General features: G+C 68.2%; 18 protein-coding genes. 13 read left to right on the top strand and 5 right to left on the bottom strand.

Features of this window, described 5'->3' with window-relative positions:
- Positions 1-422 precede the first annotated feature (422 nt).
- The 3 genes from QH470_RS23570 to dprA all read left to right on the top strand — a co-directional run bounded on the left by QH470_RS23570 (position 423) and on the right by dprA (position 3,612).
- Positions 423-779: a YraN family protein gene (locus QH470_RS23570; RefSeq protein WP_280274536.1), complete on the top strand. Its 357-nt coding sequence runs from the start codon at positions 423-425 to the stop codon at positions 777-779.
- Positions 779-2,287 carry a YifB family Mg chelatase-like AAA ATPase gene (locus QH470_RS23565; RefSeq protein WP_280274535.1) on the top strand — a complete coding sequence of 503 codons (1,509 nt, stop codon included), beginning with the start codon at positions 779-781 and terminating at the stop codon, positions 2,285-2,287. Before QH470_RS23570 ends, QH470_RS23565 begins: the two co-directional genes overlap by 1 nt.
- 167 nt (positions 2,288-2,454) lie before the next feature.
- Positions 2,455-3,612, top strand: a complete 1,158-nt coding sequence (gene dprA / locus QH470_RS23560) for a DNA-processing protein DprA (RefSeq protein ID WP_280274538.1) — start codon at positions 2,455-2,457, stop codon at positions 3,610-3,612.
- Positions 3,613-3,625: 13 nt separating this feature from the next.
- On the opposite strand, the gene QH470_RS23555 is transcribed toward dprA, so the two are convergent.
- Positions 3,626-4,579: a GlxA family transcriptional regulator gene (locus QH470_RS23555; RefSeq protein ID WP_280274534.1), complete on the bottom strand. Its 954-nt coding sequence runs from the start codon at positions 4,577-4,579 to the stop codon at positions 3,626-3,628.
- Between the two features lie 318 nt (positions 4,580-4,897).
- Here QH470_RS23555 and QH470_RS23550 point away from each other — a divergent pair, with 318 nt between their 5' ends.
- The gene (locus QH470_RS23550) at positions 4,898-5,488 is read left to right on the top strand and encodes an alpha/beta fold hydrolase (protein ID WP_280274533.1); all 591 of its coding nucleotides are present in this window, start codon (positions 4,898-4,900) and stop codon (positions 5,486-5,488) included.
- A gap of 23 nt (positions 5,489-5,511) precedes the next feature.
- Here the strand turns inward: QH470_RS23550 and QH470_RS23545 are convergent, their stop codons facing one another.
- Positions 5,512-5,892 (bottom strand): hypothetical protein, encoded by a 381-nt coding sequence (locus QH470_RS23545; RefSeq protein WP_280274532.1) that lies wholly within the window; start codon positions 5,890-5,892, stop codon positions 5,512-5,514.
- A 91-nt stretch (positions 5,893-5,983) separates the two neighbouring features.
- On the opposite strand from QH470_RS23545, the gene QH470_RS23540 reads away from it, so the two are divergent.
- Positions 5,984-6,907: a tyrosine recombinase XerC gene (locus QH470_RS23540; RefSeq protein ID WP_280274531.1), complete on the top strand. Its 924-nt coding sequence runs from the start codon at positions 5,984-5,986 to the stop codon at positions 6,905-6,907.
- Positions 6,908-7,210: 303 nt separating this feature from the next.
- Here QH470_RS23540 and QH470_RS23535 read toward each other — a convergent pair whose 3' ends face one another.
- A complete protein-coding gene (locus QH470_RS23535) occupies positions 7,211-7,726 on the bottom strand; it encodes a DUF1990 domain-containing protein (RefSeq protein WP_280274530.1) in 516 nt (171 codons plus the stop codon).
- Between the two features lie 133 nt (positions 7,727-7,859).
- Here QH470_RS23535 and QH470_RS23530 point away from each other — a divergent pair, with 133 nt between their 5' ends.
- Complete coding sequence (locus QH470_RS23530) at positions 7,860-8,621, top strand: siderophore-interacting protein (protein ID WP_280274529.1); 762 nt, start codon at positions 7,860-7,862, stop codon at positions 8,619-8,621.
- Positions 8,622-8,790: 169 nt separating this feature from the next.
- Here the strand turns inward: QH470_RS23530 and QH470_RS23525 are convergent, their stop codons facing one another.
- A complete protein-coding gene (locus QH470_RS23525) occupies positions 8,791-9,291 on the bottom strand; it encodes a M23 family metallopeptidase (RefSeq protein WP_280274528.1) in 501 nt (166 codons plus the stop codon).
- Between the two features lie 361 nt (positions 9,292-9,652).
- Here QH470_RS23525 and rpsB point away from each other — a divergent pair, with 361 nt between their 5' ends.
- The 5 genes from rpsB (at position 9,653) to QH470_RS23500 (ending at position 14,032) form a co-directional block, all read left to right on the top strand.
- On the top strand, positions 9,653-10,531 hold the full coding sequence (rpsB, locus tag QH470_RS23520) for a 30S ribosomal protein S2 (protein WP_280274527.1): 879 nt from the start codon (positions 9,653-9,655) through the stop codon (positions 10,529-10,531).
- Between the two features lie 106 nt (positions 10,532-10,637).
- A complete protein-coding gene (gene tsf, locus QH470_RS23515) occupies positions 10,638-11,462 on the top strand; it encodes a translation elongation factor Ts (RefSeq protein ID WP_280274526.1) in 825 nt (274 codons plus the stop codon).
- Positions 11,463-11,702: 240 nt separating this feature from the next.
- On the top strand, positions 11,703-12,431 hold the full coding sequence (pyrH, locus tag QH470_RS23510) for a UMP kinase (RefSeq protein WP_187687673.1): 729 nt from the start codon (positions 11,703-11,705) through the stop codon (positions 12,429-12,431).
- 56 nt (positions 12,432-12,487) lie between these two features.
- Entirely contained in the window at positions 12,488-13,045 is a 558-nt protein-coding gene (frr, locus tag QH470_RS23505) for a ribosome recycling factor (protein ID WP_280274525.1), read from the top strand.
- 63 nt (positions 13,046-13,108) lie between these two features.
- Complete coding sequence (locus QH470_RS23500) at positions 13,109-14,032, top strand: phosphatidate cytidylyltransferase (protein WP_400182838.1); 924 nt, start codon at positions 13,109-13,111, stop codon at positions 14,030-14,032.
- 5 nt (positions 14,033-14,037) lie between these two features.
- On the opposite strand, the gene QH470_RS23495 is transcribed toward QH470_RS23500, so the two are convergent.
- On the bottom strand, positions 14,038-14,421 hold the full coding sequence (locus tag QH470_RS23495; RefSeq protein ID WP_280274523.1) for a LapA family protein: 384 nt from the start codon (positions 14,419-14,421) through the stop codon (positions 14,038-14,040).
- Between the two features lie 124 nt (positions 14,422-14,545).
- Here QH470_RS23495 and rlmN point away from each other — a divergent pair, with 124 nt between their 5' ends.
- The gene (gene rlmN, locus QH470_RS23490) at positions 14,546-15,655 is read left to right on the top strand and encodes a dual-specificity RNA methyltransferase RlmN (RefSeq protein ID WP_280274522.1); all 1,110 of its coding nucleotides are present in this window, start codon (positions 14,546-14,548) and stop codon (positions 15,653-15,655) included.
- Between the two features lie 552 nt (positions 15,656-16,207).
- Complete coding sequence (locus QH470_RS23485; protein WP_280274521.1) at positions 16,208-16,345, top strand: hypothetical protein; 138 nt, start codon at positions 16,208-16,210, stop codon at positions 16,343-16,345.
- Positions 16,346-16,573: the final 228 nt, after the last annotated feature.

Below are 16,573 nucleotides of genomic sequence, written 5' to 3'. Positions count from 1 at the left end.
GGCTGGTTTGGCGGCCCCGGGGGCGGACTTGGGCGTTCTTCGGCCCCCCCCCACAAAACCCGTATACGCGCCGAAAACTTACGGGGTTGGCGTGCTACAGGGGAGGTTTTTGGCGGAGGGGGTTGCGTGGGGTGGAATGTGGGCGTGAGGGTTGCTCGGTGGGGGCGTGGGCGTGAGGGTTGCGCGGTGGGGGATGTGGGCGTGGGGAGTTGCGCGATGTGGGTGTGGGCGTGGGGAGCTGCGTGATTTGGGGTGTTGGCGTGGGGGAATGGTTGGCGGACCTGTAGTGGTGCCGGTTTAGGCTCGCGGGTTTTTGGGTTGGGGGTGGGCGTGTTATCCACAGGGGTTCGGTTACTCACAGGGTTTCTGTTTGTGCAGGTCGGCTTGGTTGAGGTGGGTTGGCGGTTCTTCACGCTGGGTGGGTGGCACATAATCTGGCGCTTGGCGCACATGGGGAAGAGTTGGCCGCGCGGTTCTTGCGGGCGGCGGGTATGGAGATCGTCGAGCGGAACTGGCGGTGTCGGTACGGCGAGCTGGATCTGATCGGGCGGGAGGGGGATGTCACCGCTTTTATCGAGGTGAAGACTCGGTCGGGGGTGGGGTTCGGGGTGCCGGCTGAGGCGGTGACATTTACCAAACAGCAGCGTATTCGGCGGCTGGCGCTGCTGTGGCTCGACGAGCAGCCGGGGCCGTGGCGGCGCATCCGGTTCGACGTGGTGTCGGTGCTGCTCGTTCGTCATCGTGAGCCGGTGATCGAGCATCTTCCGGCGGTGTTCTGATGGCGCTCGGGCGGGCCTATTCGGTTGCGGTCACCGGTGTGGACGGTCAGCTGGTCGAGATCGAGGCCGATATCGGGCAGGGCTTGCCTTCTGTTCATCTGGTCGGGCGGCCCGACACCACGCTGCAGGAATCGCGGGACCGCGTGCGCGCTGCGGTGACCAACTCCGGCGAGAAATGGCCCGACGGCCGGGTGATCATGGCGCTGTCCCCGGCGACGCTTCCGAAGATCGGCAGCGTGTACGACTTGGCCCTGGCGACGGCCGTGCTCGACGCGGGGGACGCGATTCCCTCGGTGCGGCTGGCGGGCACGGTGTTGCTCGGCGAACTGGCGCTGGACGGGCGGGTGCGCCGGGTGCGCGGCATCCTTCCTGCGGTGCTGGCCGCGCGGGGAGCGGGGCGGTCCACGGTGGTGGTGCCGGAGTGCGCGCTGGCCGAGGCCGGGCTGGTGGACGGGGTCACGGTGCTCGGCGCGTCGACCCTGCGCGGGCTGATCGACTGGCTGCGCGGCGACGGCATGCTGCGCGAGCCGGACGGCGCGCTCCCGCCCACCCAGCGCACGGGCGGCGACCTCAACGAGGTGGTTGGGCAGGACGAGGCCCGCTGGGCGCTCGAAGTAGCCGCGGCGGGCGGCCATCACTTACTCCTCACCGGCCCGCCCGGCATCGGCAAAACCATGCTGGCGCAACGCCTTCCGAGTCTGCTGCCGCCGCTGACGGAATCGGAGTCGCTGGAGGTGACGGCCATCCATTCGGTCGCGGGAACGCTGTCCGGCGATCACCCGCTGATCACGATGCCGCCCTTCGTCGCGCCACATCACTCGTCGTCGGTGAGCGCTATGGTCGGCGGCGGATCCGGTTCGGCGCGACCCGGCGCGGTCAGCCGCGCTCACCGCGGCGTGTTGTTTCTCGACGAGTGCGCCGAGATCGGCACGAAGGTGCTGGAGTCGCTGCGAACTCCCTTGGAGGAGGGCGAGGTTCGCATCGCCCGCAGAGACGGGGTGGCCCGGTATCCGGCCCGGTTCCAGCTCATTCTGGCCGCCAACCCGTGCCCGTGCTCGCCCGCCCGCGACGTGGACTGCATCTGTGCGCCGCTGGCGCGGCGACGATACCTGGGCAAGCTGTCGGGTCCATTGATGGACCGCATCGATCTCTGGGTGCAGATGGTCGGCCAGGCCGCCGGGGCGTTCGCCTCCACGGAAGCCGAGAGCAGCGAGGCGGTACGCGGTCGGGTGGAGGTGGCGCGACAGGCGGCGGTGCGGCGGTGGGCGGAGTACGGCTGGTCCGCCAACGCCGAGGTCCCCGGACACGTGCTGCGCCAACGGTTCCGGTTGCCGCGCGAATCCCTGGCTCCGGTGGAGACCGCGTTGCGACAGGGCCGCATGTCGGCGCGGGCGGCCGACCGCGCGATCCGCGTCGCCTGGACGGTGTGCGATCTGCGCGGCGGTGACGTACCGAGCACTCAGGATGTCTTGCAGGCGTTGAACTTCCGGCAGCGCGGACCGTCATGAACGCGTGGACCGCGGGACCGTCCATTCGCGGCGCTGTCGTACCGGAGCGGGGTGGGCCGACACGAAATGGGGGAGCGATGAGCGATCGGGACGCGGATTTCGAGGGTACGGAACCACTGGGCGATGGGCTACGACTTGGTGGCCCGCGACGCGGTGACACCGAACTGATGACCCTCGACACCGACGAGCGCCGTCTGGCGTGGATCTACCTGTCGCGTGTGGTCGGAGGCCCGTGCGCGCCGCTGTCGGCGCTGATCGACCGGGTCGGTGTGCTCGAGGCGGCGCGGGCCGTGCGCGAGTGCGACCTACCGGAGTCCCTGCGCGGCCCCACCGAGACTCGGCGTGGAATCGACCGCGCCGAACGAGATCTCGAGGCGGTCACCCGATTGGGCGGGCGCGTGGTGACACCGGACGACCCCGAGTGGCCGGCCTGGCGTCTGCTCGGACTGAACCAACTCGACCCGGCGCGGGACGCCGGAGCCGCGATACCACTGGTGCTGTGGGCACGCGGCCCGCTGTCGCTGCTCGACTCGACCGACCGCGCGCTGGCCGTCGTCGGCGCCCGCTGCAGCACCGGTTACGGCGAGCACGCGACCGCCGAAATCGTGGGCGAACTCGCCTATGGCGGTTGGACGATCGTGTCGGGCGCCGCCTTCGGCATCGATGGCACGGCCCATCGCGCGGCACTGGCAGTCGGTGGCTCCACCGTCGCCGTGCTGGGCTGTGGCGTGGACCGCCCATATCCCGCCCAGCACGAGCGACTGCTCGCCGAGATTAGCGAAACCGGCCTGGTGATCAGCGAATACCCGCCCGGCGCCACCGCGCACAAACACCACTTCCTCGCCCGGAACCGCCTCATCGCCTCCCTCGCCGACGGCGTCCTCGTAGTCGAGGCGGGCCTGCGCAGCGGTGCCAGAAACACGGTCAAATGGGCGCGCCGCCTCGGCCGCCCCGCAATGGCCGTGCCCGGACCGATCACCTCGTCCTCCTCCGTCGGCTGCCATCGCATGATCCGAGAAGGCGAAACACTCCTGGTTAGCCGAGCCGAAGAGGTCCTCGACGAACTCGGCCCATTGCGCCTCCCTCTCGCCACCGGACCCCGCTCCGACCCAGCCGATGCCCTGGACGGCGACCCAGCCACCATCTACGCCGCTCTCCCCGCAATAGGCTCCCGCAGCCCCCTCGAACTATCCCGCGACTCCGGCCTCCCCCTCCCCGCCGTACGCGCAGCCCTGCCCGCCCTGGAACTAGGAGGTCTAGCAGGAGTAGACGAAACCGGCTGGTACCGAATACATCCCACCGACCCGAACCCATCGCCTCCATGAGGGTAGGGACGGGCTATCGGGTTTCGCCGAAGGTGCGGCGGTAGGCGCCCGGGGTCGTGCCGAGATGTTCGCGGAAGCGGCGGCGCAGATTTACCGCGGAGGCGAGGCCGGCTCGGGTTGCGACGGCTTCCACCGGGAGGTCGGTGTTCTCCAGGAGGGCGCGCGCCGCGTCGAGGCGTTGGCCGAGTAGCCACTGGCCCGGACTGGTGCCGAGCTGCTCGGTGAAGCGCCGGGCGAGAGTTCGCGTCGACAGCCCGGCCTGCGCGGCGAGGCGGTCGACGGTCAGCGCCGTGTCGAGGCGGGAGGTGGCCCACTCCAGCAGCGGTGCCAGTGATTCGTCGGGTTTGGCGGGGGCGGGTTGTGTGGCGTACTGGAGCTGGCTGCCCTCTCGATGCGGTGGCAGCACCATGTGGCGAGCGATCTGGGCAGCGTGCGCCGCGCCGTGGTCGGACCGCACGAGGTGCAGGCACAGGTCGATGCCCGCGCCGGTTCCGGCGCTCGTCGCCACATCGCCGTGGTCCACGTAGAGCACGTCCGAGGCCAGCTCCACCTCAGGGAAGGCGGAGGCGAGTTGTGCGGCGTGGCGCCAGTGGGTGGTCGCGCTCCGGCCGTCGAGCAGCCCGGTTTGTGCGAGCACGAACGCTCCCGTGCAAATGGCGACGATTCGTGCCCCGCGCCGGTGAGCGGTACGCAATGCCTCGACGACGGCCGACGACGCGGGCGTGGTCGGTGGCTGCCAGCCGGGAACGATGACGGTGTCCGCCTCCCGCAATGCCGACAGGCCGGCGTCGACGAGCATTGCGTAACCGACAGTGGTGCGCACGGGGCCGGGCCGCTCGGCGCAGACGCGGAAGTCGTAGTGATCCGGTACGTCCGGGCGGACGGTACCGAATACCTCAGCCGCACAACCCAACTCGAACGGCGACTGCGGCGGATTGACCAAAGCCACCACTCGATGACGACGCATGGCAGAAATATACCCAAGGATGTCTTTTCGGACTCTCGGCAGGAAGCCGGACTCGGACCACAGTGGTCCCATGAGCGAAACCACCGAAACGGGCGCGGTGAGGAAAGAGGTCCGCGTCGACGGCGAAACGATTTCGTACCTGACCGCGGGTCGGGACGGCCCTCCCGTATTGCTGCTGCACGGGACCTACTGGAGCCGGGTGTGGCTGCCGGTATTGGAACCCCTCGCCATTGCAGGGCTCCGCCCGATCGCGGTCGATTTCCCCGGACTGGGCCGCTCCGGGGGAGAACTCACCTGGAAACGGCGACCGTCCCGGCCTTGGCGGAATGGGTGCCGCGATTCGCGGCCGCGCTGGGCCTCGCCGAGCCCATCGCCGTCGCGGGCCACGACATCGGCGGCGCTGTCGCCCAGCATCTCCTCGCGCGCGATCGGCTGGCGGTGCCCCGGATGGCATTGGTCAACTCCGTCGCCTACGACTCCTGGCCCGCGCCACACGTGGCCCGATTCCGCGACCCGGAGGTTATCGCGGCCACCACCGCCCTCGAACTCCTCACGGCCCGCCGCGAGGCGGTGACCAGGGATCTGGCCGGTGCCGCCACAGCACAGCGTGTCGCCGACTATCTGGAGCCGTGGACCGACCCGCGCGTGCGCAGTTCTTGGCTGGCCATGGTGGCCGCGGCCGACAGTCGCCACACCCTCGATCTCGTCCCCGCATTACGCCGCTGCCCGACCCCGAAACTGCTGGTCTGGGGCGAGGACGATCGCTTCGAGAAAGTCGAGTACGCCGAGAAATTCGCCTCGGAGATCCCGCACACCACGCTCGTGCGCATTCCACAGGCCGCGCACATCCCGACGGAGAATGCTCCTGACCAGGTCGCCCGCGCCCTCACAGACTTCCTCGCGGCGTAGCGCTGTCACCCTGTCATCGAGGCTCACACACCTTGCGGGGGCCGCTCGCTATCCGTCGAAACGGTCGACGGAATCCCGTGCGCGAGGGCAGTTTCCATAGCCGCTTGCGTAATTCCCTCGGCGACCGCGGCCCAGAGCCGACTGTTGCCGGCGGCGACGGTGAAATCACCGTCGGCCGCGGTGAATCCCGCGCACATCATGGTCGTGTGCCAGGCGTCGCGCAGGCTGGTGCCGACGATGCGGGAGATGGTGCCAAGCTTCGCCGGGCCGCCCTCGACGCCAGGCCCGCCGGGACATAACCAGCTACGTGCGGTCCGCGTACCGCTGTGGTGCCCGGCATAGTTGTGTGCGCCGCCGCGGACGGTGCTGGCGGCGGTCGAACGCGACATCAAGGCGGTACTCACCGACTTGCAGGGTTTCGTGGAAACCCGTCGCCGGACGTGGTTTCCGGCGCGGGAGCTTGCGGCGAGCCCCGCTCCGGGCGACGGTGGAGGCATGGCCGACCTGCCCGAGGACCTTGCCGCCTTGCTCGAGGAGTACGGGCGGCACCTGCGACTCGGGCGGAACCGGTCGGCGCACACCGTGCGCGCCTACCTCGGCGATGCGCGTTCGCTGCTCGAGCACCTGCTGTCGCGATCGCCGGATTCCGGTGTGGCCGAGGTGGATCTGCCACTGCTGCGGTCCTGGCTGGCCGAGCAGGCGAGCGGCGGCGCGGCGCGCACCACCATGGCGCGCCGGGCGTCGGCGGCGCGGACGTTCACCGCGTGGCTCACCCACACCGGCCGGCTCGCCGTCGATCCGGGACCGCGGCTGGGTTCGGCCAAAGCTCACCGCGTACTGCCCGCGGTGCTGGGCCTGGAGCAGGCGAGCACGGCCATGAAGGCCGCCGAATCCGGTGCGGCGCAACACGACCCGATGGCGCTGCGGGACCGGCTGATCGTCGAGATGCTCTACGCGACCGGCATCCGGGTAAGCGAGCTGTGCGGACTCGACATCGACGATGTGGACCGCGAGCGTCGCCTGGTGCGGGTACTCGGCAAGGGCAACAAGGAGCGCTCGGTCCCGTTCGGACTGCCCGCCGATCAGGCACTGGAGGCCTGGCTACGCTCTGGCCGCCCTGCCTTCGCGACCGTCGACTCCGGCCGCGCCCTGCTGCTCGGTCGCCGCGGCCGCCGCCTCGACCAGCGCCAGGCCAGAACGGTCGTGCACGAAGTCGTCGCCGCCATCCCCGGCGCCCCCGACATGGGCCCGCACGGCCTGCGCCACACCGCCGCCACACACCTGCTGGAGGGCGGCGCCGACCTGCGCGTCGTACAGGAACTACTGGGCCACGCCAGCATGGCCACCACCCAGCTCTACACCCACGTCTCGATCGACCGCCTGAAAAAGGTGCACGACCAGGCCCACCCCCGCGCCTGACCGGAGCGCCCGCGAAGACGCTCGCCCACCTCGTCGCCTCCCGTACCGCCACATGCCGTCCGCCCCGTCCACCGAACGGCTCCTGCCGCGTGGCACACTGTCGCACCCGAACGACACTCCGCCGCAGCCGAATACGACTCGCTCGGCCACCCGCCGCCCCGCCCCTCCACGTGATGAAGCCGCCGCCCTGACAATGCACTTGGCTGCCGCTCTGGCGATGCACTTGGTCGTTGCTCTGGTGCTGCGGTAGTAGCACCCGCACAAGCACTGCGGCCAGAGTGCGAGCTGCCTCGTGCGGTGGGGTTAGCGGGGCCGGATGGCGTCGATGTACCGCCCGGCGAAATAGCGTTGTGCCAGGTGTCCGAAGGGACCGGCGAGGCGGGTGTACCAGGCCCCGGGGCGGGAGAAGGCGGAGATCACGCCGTATACCGCCTCGTCGGCGGGATCGAATTCCGCGGCGAACAGTTCTTCGCCGATCTCCGGGTGGCCCGGCAATGTGCCGTAGGCGAAGCCGCGGCGATTCGGCTCGTCGAGGACATAGACGACTCGGCACGGGGCGATGATGCCTACGGGTCTGGGGCCGAGGCGGACGGTCAGCAAGGTGCCGGGCTCGGCGGTGGGAGTGCTCGCCGAATGAAAGATGCCGGTGCCGTGCTGCATTCGATACGCGAGGATCTCGTTGCCCGTCGACTCGAACATCGGCCGCCCCGTGCCGATGCGGCGGCGCACCCGAAAATGGTGATACCCGGGCGGGAATTCCCCGTTGGTGGCACCGGTTTCGGCATAGGTGAACGGGGGAGTATCGCTCGGGTCGGGCATGGGGCCATCCTCCTCTCGACCGGGCCGGCCCGGAAAGCGCCCGCCCAGTGAAAATGTGCAGATGTATCGAGAGCTATCGGCGATACTTCGTGCTACCGTCGCTTAGGTAACCCTAATTATGGAGGTGTCTTCCTTGGCTCGCCCCCGTCACAGCTTCGTCGTCAGTCGTACCGAACGCCTGACCGACCACCTGATCCGGGTCTACCTCGGTGGACCGGGTTTCGCATCCTTCCAGCCCAACAGCTACACCGACGCCTACGTGAAGCTGGTTTTCCCCGGCGCGGACGGCGAAACCGTGCGCACGTACACGGTGCGCGCGATCGACCCCGAAGCGCAGGAGATCGCCATCGACTTCGTCTACCACGGCGACGAGGGCGTCGCCGGACCCTGGGCGGCAGCGGCTCAGCCCGGTGACAAGATCGAACTCATGGGCCCCAGCGGCGCCTATTCGCCCAATCCCGAAGCGCAGTGGCATCTGCTCGCCGGCGACGAGGCCGCGCTCCCCGCCATCGCCTCCGCCTGCGCCGCACTGGCGCCCGACGCGGTGGGCCGGGTCTTCGTCGAGGTCGCCGGTCCCGCAGACGAACTTGCATTCGACCGTCCCGCAGGCGTCGAACTGACCTGGGTGCACCGCGGCGACGGCGCACCGGGTGAGGCGCTCGCCGCGGCGGTCCGGGCCGAGCCGTGGCGCGACGGCCAGGTGCACGTCTTCATCCACGGCGAGGCCCAAGCGGTCATGCACGACCTGCGCCCCTACATCCGCAAGGAACGCGCCGTCCCCGCGGCATGGGCATCGATCTCCGGATACTGGCGCCGCGGCCGCACAGAGGAAACCTTCCGCGAATGGAAGCGCGAACTCGCCGAACGCGAGGGCACCGTCCCGGCCGGCCGCTGACCCGAGCTCGAAACCATCCTCGCCACAACGGCGATCGATTGTGCGAAGCGTCCGCGGCAGTCCCTCGCTGTTGTGGTCACTTCGGCGGCACGGGTCGAGCGATCGACACCCGGTCCGTGTGTCTCGGCTGACCGTTCGCGCATCGCTGAAGTCCTCGTGGCGAAGTTGATCACGGGCCTGGGCCGATCGGTTTCAATCGCAGCGGTGCCGAGTGGATCAGGGCGAGCGGGTCCAGGTACTCGCGCTCGCGCCGGACTCCCCAGTGCAGGCACGGTCCATCGCACCCGGCATGACCGGCCTCCAGCGTTCCGAGTACCGATCCTCGGGAGACCCTGTGGCCCTTCGTCACTGAAGCGCGCACCGGTTCGTAGGTGGTGCGCAGACCGCCGGGATGGTCGACCGAAACCACAGGCTTGCCGCCGACCTCCCCGGCGAAGGCGACCACTCCGTCACCGGCCGCCAGCACGGCTTGCCCGGCGCTGCCGCCGAGATCGACTCCGCGGTGCCCGGGCAGCCAGTCCTGCGGCGGCTTCTCGAACCGGCGCAGCACAGGCGGCCGCGGCTGCAACGGCCACCCGAACACCGCACCCGGCGCCGCATCGGCCTCGGGCGCGGCCAGCAGAACCGGCAGCAACACCCACCCCAGCACGAACACGATCACCCGGCGCATACCGCAACCTTGCCGCCGTCCCCCTCTATACAAAAGACCCGCTCCGGCGAGTGTGGATAAATCCAAGGTTGTGAACAACGCACGCGCCGGACCCGCGGTGCGATCTGCGCGCGGCCGATACGACTGCAACGCTCCGGCGCCCGCACGCATACCCCCACCCACCGATTAGGCCCGAACAGGCCGGGAGCGTAGACTAGCCGGGCGGTTCACCCAGGGTGAACCGACTTCGCGCGCCCGCATCGCAAGGGTCGTCGGCTGGTCCCGAGTGTTCTTCCGAATCCCGGGTCCGGCGGCCTCGGGCGCCAGGGCGGGGATCGCCGATCCCTGCGTCAACCGGCAACGAAAGCGAGATACGAGAGCTATGGCTGTCGTAACAATGAAGCAGCTGCTCGACAGCGGCGCACACTTCGGGCATCAGACCCGCCGTTGGAACCCGAAGATGAAGCGATTCATCTTCACCGACCGCAACGGCATCTACATCATCGACCTGCAGCAGACGCTGACCTACATCGACAAGGCGTACGAGTTCGTCAAGGAGACCGTCGCCCACGGTGGCACGGTGCTGTTCGTCGGCACCAAGAAGCAGGCGCAGGAGTCCATCGCCTCCGAGGCCACTCGCGTCGGCATGCCGTACGTGAACCAGCGCTGGCTGGGCGGCATGCTCACCAACTTCTCGACCGTGCACAAGCGCCTGCAGCGCCTCAAGGAACTCGAGGCGATGGAGCAGACCGGCGGTTTCGAGGGTCGGACCAAGAAGGAAATCCTCATGCTCACGCGTGAGAAGAACAAGCTGGAGCGCACCCTCGGCGGCATCCGCGACATGGCCAAGGTGCCCTCGGCCATCTGGGTCGTCGACACCAACAAGGAGCACATCGCCGTCGGCGAGGCGCGCAAGCTGAACATCCCGGTCATCGCGATCCTGGACACCAACTGCGACCCCGACCTGGTCGACTACCCGATCCCGGGCAACGACGACGCGATCCGCTCGGCCGCGCTGCTCACCAAGGTGGTCGCCTCCGCGGTCGCCGAGGGTGTGCAGGCCCGTGCCGCGCGCGCCGGTGGCGACGCCAAGCCCGAGGCCGGCGCCGGTGAGCCGCTCGCCGAGTGGGAGCAGGAGCTGCTGGCGCAGGCGACTCCGGCCACCGAGGATGCCCCCGAGGCGGCCCCGGAGACTCCGGAGACCGCCGCCGAGGCGGAGCTGAAGGAGGAGCCGGCCACCAAGACCCCGGCCGACTTCTGATCGCTCGCACAATGTTTGTTCACCGTGCCGACCCTTCCTCTTCGGAAGCGGTCGGCATGGTGTTGCCAGAGACCTGAACCTTTACCGTTGAAGGAGGCTCGCCAGGATGGCGAACTACACCGCCGCGGATGTGAAGCGGCTCCGTGAGCTCACCGGCTCCGGAATGATGGACTGCAAGAAGGCCCTCGAGGAGACCGACGGCGATTTCGACAAGGCCGTCGAGGTCCTGCGGATCAAGGGCGCCAAGGATGTCGGCAAGCGTGCCGAGCGCGCCACCGCCGAGGGTCTGGTCGCCGCCTCGAACGGCGTCATGTTCGAGATCAATTCGGAGACCGACTTCGTCGCCAAGAACGACGAGTTCCAGAACGTCGCCGGCGACATCGCCGAGGCAGCGGCCAAGTCCCGCCCGGCCGACCTGGACGCGCTGAAGGCGCTCGACGTCAACGGCAAGACCGCCGACCAGGTCGTGCAGGAGCTGGCCGCGAAGATCGGCGAAAAGCTGGAACTGCGCCGCGTCGTCTCGTTCGACGGCCCGGTCGCGACCTACCTGCACAAGCGCTCCTCGGACCTGCCGCCGGCCGTCGGCGTGCTGGTCGAGTACCAGGGCGAGGGCGACGCCGCCGCCGAGGCCGCGCGTTCGGCCGCCATGCAGGTCGCCGCGCTGAAGGCCCGCTACGTCACCCGCGACGAGGTCCCGGCCGACATCGTGGAGAAGGAGCGCGGCATCGCCGAGGCCACCGCCCGCGAGGAGGGCAAGCCGGAGGCCGCGCTGCCCAAGATCGTCGAGGGCCGCGTCAACGGCTTCTACAAGGACGTCGTGCTGCTGGAGCAGCCGTCGGTCACCGACTCCAAGAAGACCGTCAAGCAGCTGCTGGCCGACGCGGGCGTCACCATCACCCGCTTCGCCCGGTTCGAGGTCGGTCAGGCGTAGTAGATCGAGAAGGGCTCCCGTGCAACCGATCCGGTTGCGCGGGAGCTTTTTGCTACGCCGCGCGGCGCGATCCGGACGCTGTCCGAAGTGCGCCGAGATGGTCACGAATCAGTGGGTCGGTGCGCGTCGGGCCCCGGTCGTAGGGCAGGATGGACGCAGCTTTCGTCACCGTCCCGTGTACCTCCCGACACCGGATGGTCTTTTCGCGTGTGTACCAGGTTGCCGAGTAGAAGGAGACCGATGTCCGACCCGGAACCGGCCCGAAAGGGCTATCGCCGAGTGCTCCTCAAGCTGGGCGGGGAGATGTTCGGCGGTGGCAACGTCGGGCTCGACCCGGACGTGGTGCAGACGGTCGCCGAGCAGATCGCCGAGGTCGTCGGCTCCGGCGTGCAGGTGGCGGTCGTCATCGGCGGCGGGAACTTCTTCCGTGGCGCCGAACTCGAGGAACGGGGCATGGAACGGGCGCGCTCGGACTACATGGGCATGCTCGGCACGGTGATGAACAGCCTTGCCCTGCAAGACTTTCTGCAACAGCAGGGCGTGGATACCCGCGTGCAGACGGCGATCACGATGGGTCAGGTCGCCGAGCCCTATCTCCCGCTGCGGGCCAAGCGGCATCTGGAGAAGGGTCGGGTGGTGATCTTCGGCGCCGGAATGGGCATGCCGTATTTCTCCACCGACACCACCGCCGCCCAGCGCGCGCTGGAGATCGGCGCGGAAGTGGTGCTGATGGCCAAGGCGGTGGACGGGGTGTTCGACGACGACCCGAAGGTGAACCCCGACGCCATCCAATTCACCGAGGTCACACACAAGGAAGTTCTCGAACGCGGGCTGAAGGTCGCCGATGCCACCGCATTCAGTCTCTGTATGGACAACCAGATGCCCATGTTGGTGTTCAATCTTCTGACGAAGGGCAATATCGCCCGTGCGGTGGCCGGTGAGAAGATCGGCACATTGGTTCGGTCCTGAATCGTGGCTCACGAGCCCGGTACCGACATACGACGAATGCTGTGGAGGAAACGGTCGTGATTGAAGAAGCGCTCTTCGACGCCGAGGAGAAGATGGAAAAGGCCGTCTCGGTGGCGAAGGACGACCTCGGAGGCATCCGGACCGGACGCGCCAACCCGAGCATGTTCAACAGGATCGTCGTCGACTATTACGGGTCGCTGACGCCGGTCACGCAGATGTCGAGCATCTCGGTGCCCGAGCCGCGCATGGTCATCATCAAGCCGTACGAGCAGGCGCAGCTACAGACCATCGAGACCGCCATTCGCAACTCGGACCTGGGCGTGAATCCGACCAACGACGGCAACATCATTCGCGTGTCCATCCCGCAGCTGACCGAGGAGCGTCGCCGCGAACTGGTCAAGCAGGCCAAGTCCAAGGGCGAGGACGCCAAGATCAGCATTCGCAACGTGCGGCGCAAGGCGATGGAAGAGCTGGGCCGCATTCAGAAGGACGGCGAGGCGGGCGAGGACGAGGTCGGCCGCGCCGAGAAGGAACTGGACAAGACGACGCACCGGTATGTCGCCCAGATCGACGAACTGGTGAAGCACAAGGAATCGGAACTGCTCGAGGTCTGAGGCCTTCGGCAGTTTGCCCGCCGGGGCCGGAGACGGAGTAGACGACAAGTGAGCGACGGGACAATGGTGGCCGAAGAAGCCGCCGCCGGCGATGCGGTGCCGGCGAGCGACGCGCCCGGTGTGACGCCGGCGCGGGAAACACCGTCGGCGGCGCAGCCGAACGGTAAGACCTCGCGTGCCGGCCGGAACTTACCCGCGGCGCTGGGCGTCGGCTTCGCGCTCGGCCTATCGCTCATCGCGATCCTGTTGTTCGTCCCCAAGGTGCTCATCGGCGTGGTGGCGGTGGCCATCGCGGTCGCCACCTGGGAGGTCGCCAAGCGGCTGCGTGAGGCGGACGTGCTCGTGCCGCGCATCCCGCTCCTGCTCGGCGGGCAGGCGATGCTGTGGCTGGCCTGGCCGTTCGGCACCGAGGGCGTGGCGGGCGTGTTCGCGGGCACCGCGCTGGTGTGCATGGGCTGGCGGCTGTTCGACCACGGTCTGGCGGCGACGCCGCGAAACTTCCTGCGCGACACCGCCATCACGCTGTTCGTGCTGGCATGGGTGCCGCTGCTGGCCTCCTTCGCGGTGCTGCAACTGCAGCAGGACGACGGCAATCTGCGCGTGCTGACCTTCATGATCCTGGTGGTCTGCTCGGATGTCGGCGGCTATGTGGCCGGGGTGCTGTTCGGCAAGCATCCGATGGTTCCGGCCATCAGCCCGAAGAAGTCATGGGAGGGTTTCGCCGGGTCGCTGGTGTTCTGCATCATCGGCGGTCTGCTCACGGTAACCCTGTTGCTGCAGGCGAATTCGATGATCGGCGTGCTGGCGGGTATCGCGGTGGTCCTGGTCGCGACCGGTGGCGACCTGGTCGAGTCGCAGGTGAAACGCGAGCTGGGCATCAAGGACATGGGCACCCTGCTGCCCGGGCACGGCGGCATCATGGACCGCCTGGATTCGATGCTGCCCTCGGCGTTCGTGTCGTGGGTGGTCTTCACCGCTCTGCTGTAGGCCGCTCAGCCCCTCCTGGCAGCCCGTCGCAACTGCAGGATTCGCCCGCCGCCGACGAGTGCCATCACGAGCGCTCCGGCGATCACCGAGAGCAGGATGGTGATCCCGAGCGGCAGCGAGAAGCTCCAGAAGAACAGCGTCACCTCGGCTTTGTCCAGGTTCTGCAGGATGAATACCAGCAGGATGATGCCGAGCACGGCGGCGGCGACGAGGGCGACCCAGGTGTAGCCGGTGCGGGTCTTGAGTGAGCGTTTGCCGCGTGTCGTCGGCGGTGCTGGTGTGGTGGGCAGTGTCTCCGCGCCGGGAGTCGCGGGCGTGACAGGGGTTACCGGCGTGCCGGGGCCGGTGTACGGATCGGGTCCCGAGGTCGGTGTGGTTTCGCTGGTCATACCTCGATCATTGCCGCTGGCTATGGTATTTACACGCATAACCCTCCGCTGATGTCGGCATGTGACCGCCGCCTCCGCGCCCACCTGCCGGTTCGGATCGCGCTGATGGGAGAATGGACGAGTTATGGCTACCTCCCTCCCGCTCGTCTTCGATGCCCCGCGCCGGGGCATGCCGCCGCGTCACCTCGCCGACCTCGACGCGGACGAGCGGCGCAGCGCGATCCAGCAACTCGGACTGCCGAAGTTCCGCGCCGACCAGATCGCCCGCCAGTACTACGGCCGCCTGCAAGCCGACCCCGAACAGATGACCGACCTCCCCGCGCCCGTGCGAGCCACGGTCGCCGAGGCGCTGTTCCCGCCGCTGCTGACCGAGGTCCGGCACGTGGTCTGCGACGACGGCACCACCCGCAAAACCCTCTGGCGCGCGGGCGACGGCACACTGCTGGAGTCGGTCCTCATGCGCTACCCCGACCGCAACACCCTGTGCATTTCCAGCCAGGCCGGCTGCGGCATGGCCTGCCCGTTCTGCGCCACCGGCCAGGGCGGGCTCAACCGCAACCTCTCCACGGCCGAGATCGTCGACCAGGTGCGCGCCGCCGCGGCCGCTCTACGCGACGGTGAGGTCGCGGGTGGACCGGGCCGTCTCTCGAACATCGTGTTCATGGGCATGGGGGAGCCGCTGGCCAACTACAAGCGGGTGGTTGCGGCTGTCCGCCGCATTACGTCCCCCTCACCGGATGGTCTGGGTATCTCGCAGCGGAACGTCGTGGTGTCAACTGTCGGCCTGGCCCCCGCGATCCGCAAACTTGCCGACGAAAACCTGTCCGTGACTCTGGCCGTCTCCCTGCACACTCCGGACGACGAACTGCGAGACACGCTGGTACCGGTCAACAATCGCTGGCCGATCTCCGAAGTCCTCGACGCCGCAAGGTATTACGCCGACAAATCCGGCCGCCGAGTATCCATCGAATACGCCCTCATCCGCGACATCAACGACCACCCCTGGCGAGCGGACCTGCTGGGTTCCAAACTCCACAAAGCCCTCGGTTCGCGGGTCCACGTAAACCTGATCCCCTTGAACCCGACCCCGGGTTCGAAGTGGGATGCCTCCCCGAAACCCGTTGAGCGGGAATTCGTCCGGCGGGTGGAGGCCCAGGGTGTGCCGTGCACGGTGCGGGATACGCGGGGGCAAGAGATCGCGGCGGCGTGCGGGCAGTTGGCGGCGGAGGGGTAGGTTTCGCATCGGCTGCTCAGTGATGCTGGGTCCGTATCAGCCGTTCGATGTTCGCGCTGTACAGAAGTAGGTGAGTGCGCGGCGGGCCTCAGCCCTCACTCGGGTGGGAGTACACGTGGCCAGCGAGTGTTCGCCTAGTGTTCTGCGCTTGAAATTCGTTGGGTAATTGGAGGGTTCGGCGGTGGCGAGGACTGGTGGCCGAGGTCGGGCCCGGAGTTGGTAGTGACCGAGGCTCAGTGTCGGGAGTTGGTGGGGGTGCGCGAGGGGCTACGTCGACGCAGGCTTAGCGCTGCGGCCTGCGGAAGTGTCGTGGCCGTCTAATCGAGTATGGGCTGGCCGATGAGACGCGGCCGGGCCGCCCGTCGTCGATCCGGCTGAATCAGGTGCAGCAGATCGTGGTCCGAGTTGACTCTCAAACAGCTGCCTTCCGTTGCCACGCACTGGTCGCGGTCGTCGATGGCTGAGCGAACCGGGCTGTCGAAATCGACCGTTGGGCGGATCTGGTAGCGGTTCGAGCTGAGACCGCACCTGAGTGACGGGTTCAATATCTGCATGGATCCGTTGTTCGTAGAGAAGGTCGTGGATGTTGTTGGCCTGTACCACAATCTGGCCGAGCGGGCGGTGGTGCTGTGCGTGGATGAGAAGTCGCAGATCCAAGCTTTGGATCGGTCGCACCCGGGCTGCCGATGATGCCGGGCATGCCCGAGCGCCGCACCCACGACTACGCCTCACGGCACCACCAGCGTGTTCGCCGCGTTCAACATTGCCAACGGCACCGTGATCGGTGAACTGCACCGCCGGCACCGGGCGGCCGAGTTCCGCAAGATCCTGGCAAGTATCAATAAGGCCGTGCCCGCCAAGCTGAACGTGCACCAACCCACGCCGTCGTCTGGCGCAAGACAGCCGAGGAAATCTTCG

Origin of the sequence: Nocardia wallacei (assembly GCF_029868745.1) — a bacterium.
Lineage (GTDB): Bacteria > Actinomycetota > Actinomycetes > Mycobacteriales > Mycobacteriaceae > Nocardia > Nocardia wallacei_B.
This window is presented reverse-complemented; position numbering and strand designations above follow the sequence as displayed.

Coding starts and splice junctions, on each gene's coding strand:
- QH470_RS23525 (WP_280274528.1), bottom strand. CDS start 9,291: ATGCGCCGGGTGATCGTGTTCGTGCTGGGGTGGGTGTTGCTGCCGGTT.
- QH470_RS23495 (WP_280274523.1), bottom strand. CDS start 14,421: ATGACCAGCGAAACCACACCGACCTCGGGACCCGATCCGTACACCGGC.
- QH470_RS23485 (WP_280274521.1), top strand. CDS start 16,208: ATGGATCCGTTGTTCGTAGAGAAGGTCGTGGATGTTGTTGGCCTGTAC.
- rpsB (WP_280274527.1), top strand. CDS start 9,653: ATGGCTGTCGTAACAATGAAGCAGCTGCTCGACAGCGGCGCACACTTC.
- tsf (WP_280274526.1), top strand. CDS start 10,638: ATGGCGAACTACACCGCCGCGGATGTGAAGCGGCTCCGTGAGCTCACC.
- QH470_RS23535 (WP_280274530.1), bottom strand. CDS start 7,726: ATGCCCGACCCGAGCGATACTCCCCCGTTCACCTATGCCGAAACCGGT.
- pyrH (WP_187687673.1), top strand. CDS start 11,703: ATGTCCGACCCGGAACCGGCCCGAAAGGGCTATCGCCGAGTGCTCCTC.
- dprA (WP_280274538.1), top strand. CDS start 2,455: ATGACCCTCGACACCGACGAGCGCCGTCTGGCGTGGATCTACCTGTCG.
- QH470_RS23555 (WP_280274534.1), bottom strand. CDS start 4,579: ATGCGTCGTCATCGAGTGGTGGCTTTGGTCAATCCGCCGCAGTCGCCG.
- QH470_RS23500 (WP_400182838.1), top strand. CDS start 13,109: ATGGTGGCCGAAGAAGCCGCCGCCGGCGATGCGGTGCCGGCGAGCGAC.
- QH470_RS23540 (WP_280274531.1), top strand. CDS start 5,984: ATGGCCGACCTGCCCGAGGACCTTGCCGCCTTGCTCGAGGAGTACGGG.
- rlmN (WP_280274522.1), top strand. CDS start 14,546: ATGGCTACCTCCCTCCCGCTCGTCTTCGATGCCCCGCGCCGGGGCATG.
- QH470_RS23565 (WP_280274535.1), top strand. CDS start 779: ATGGCGCTCGGGCGGGCCTATTCGGTTGCGGTCACCGGTGTGGACGGT.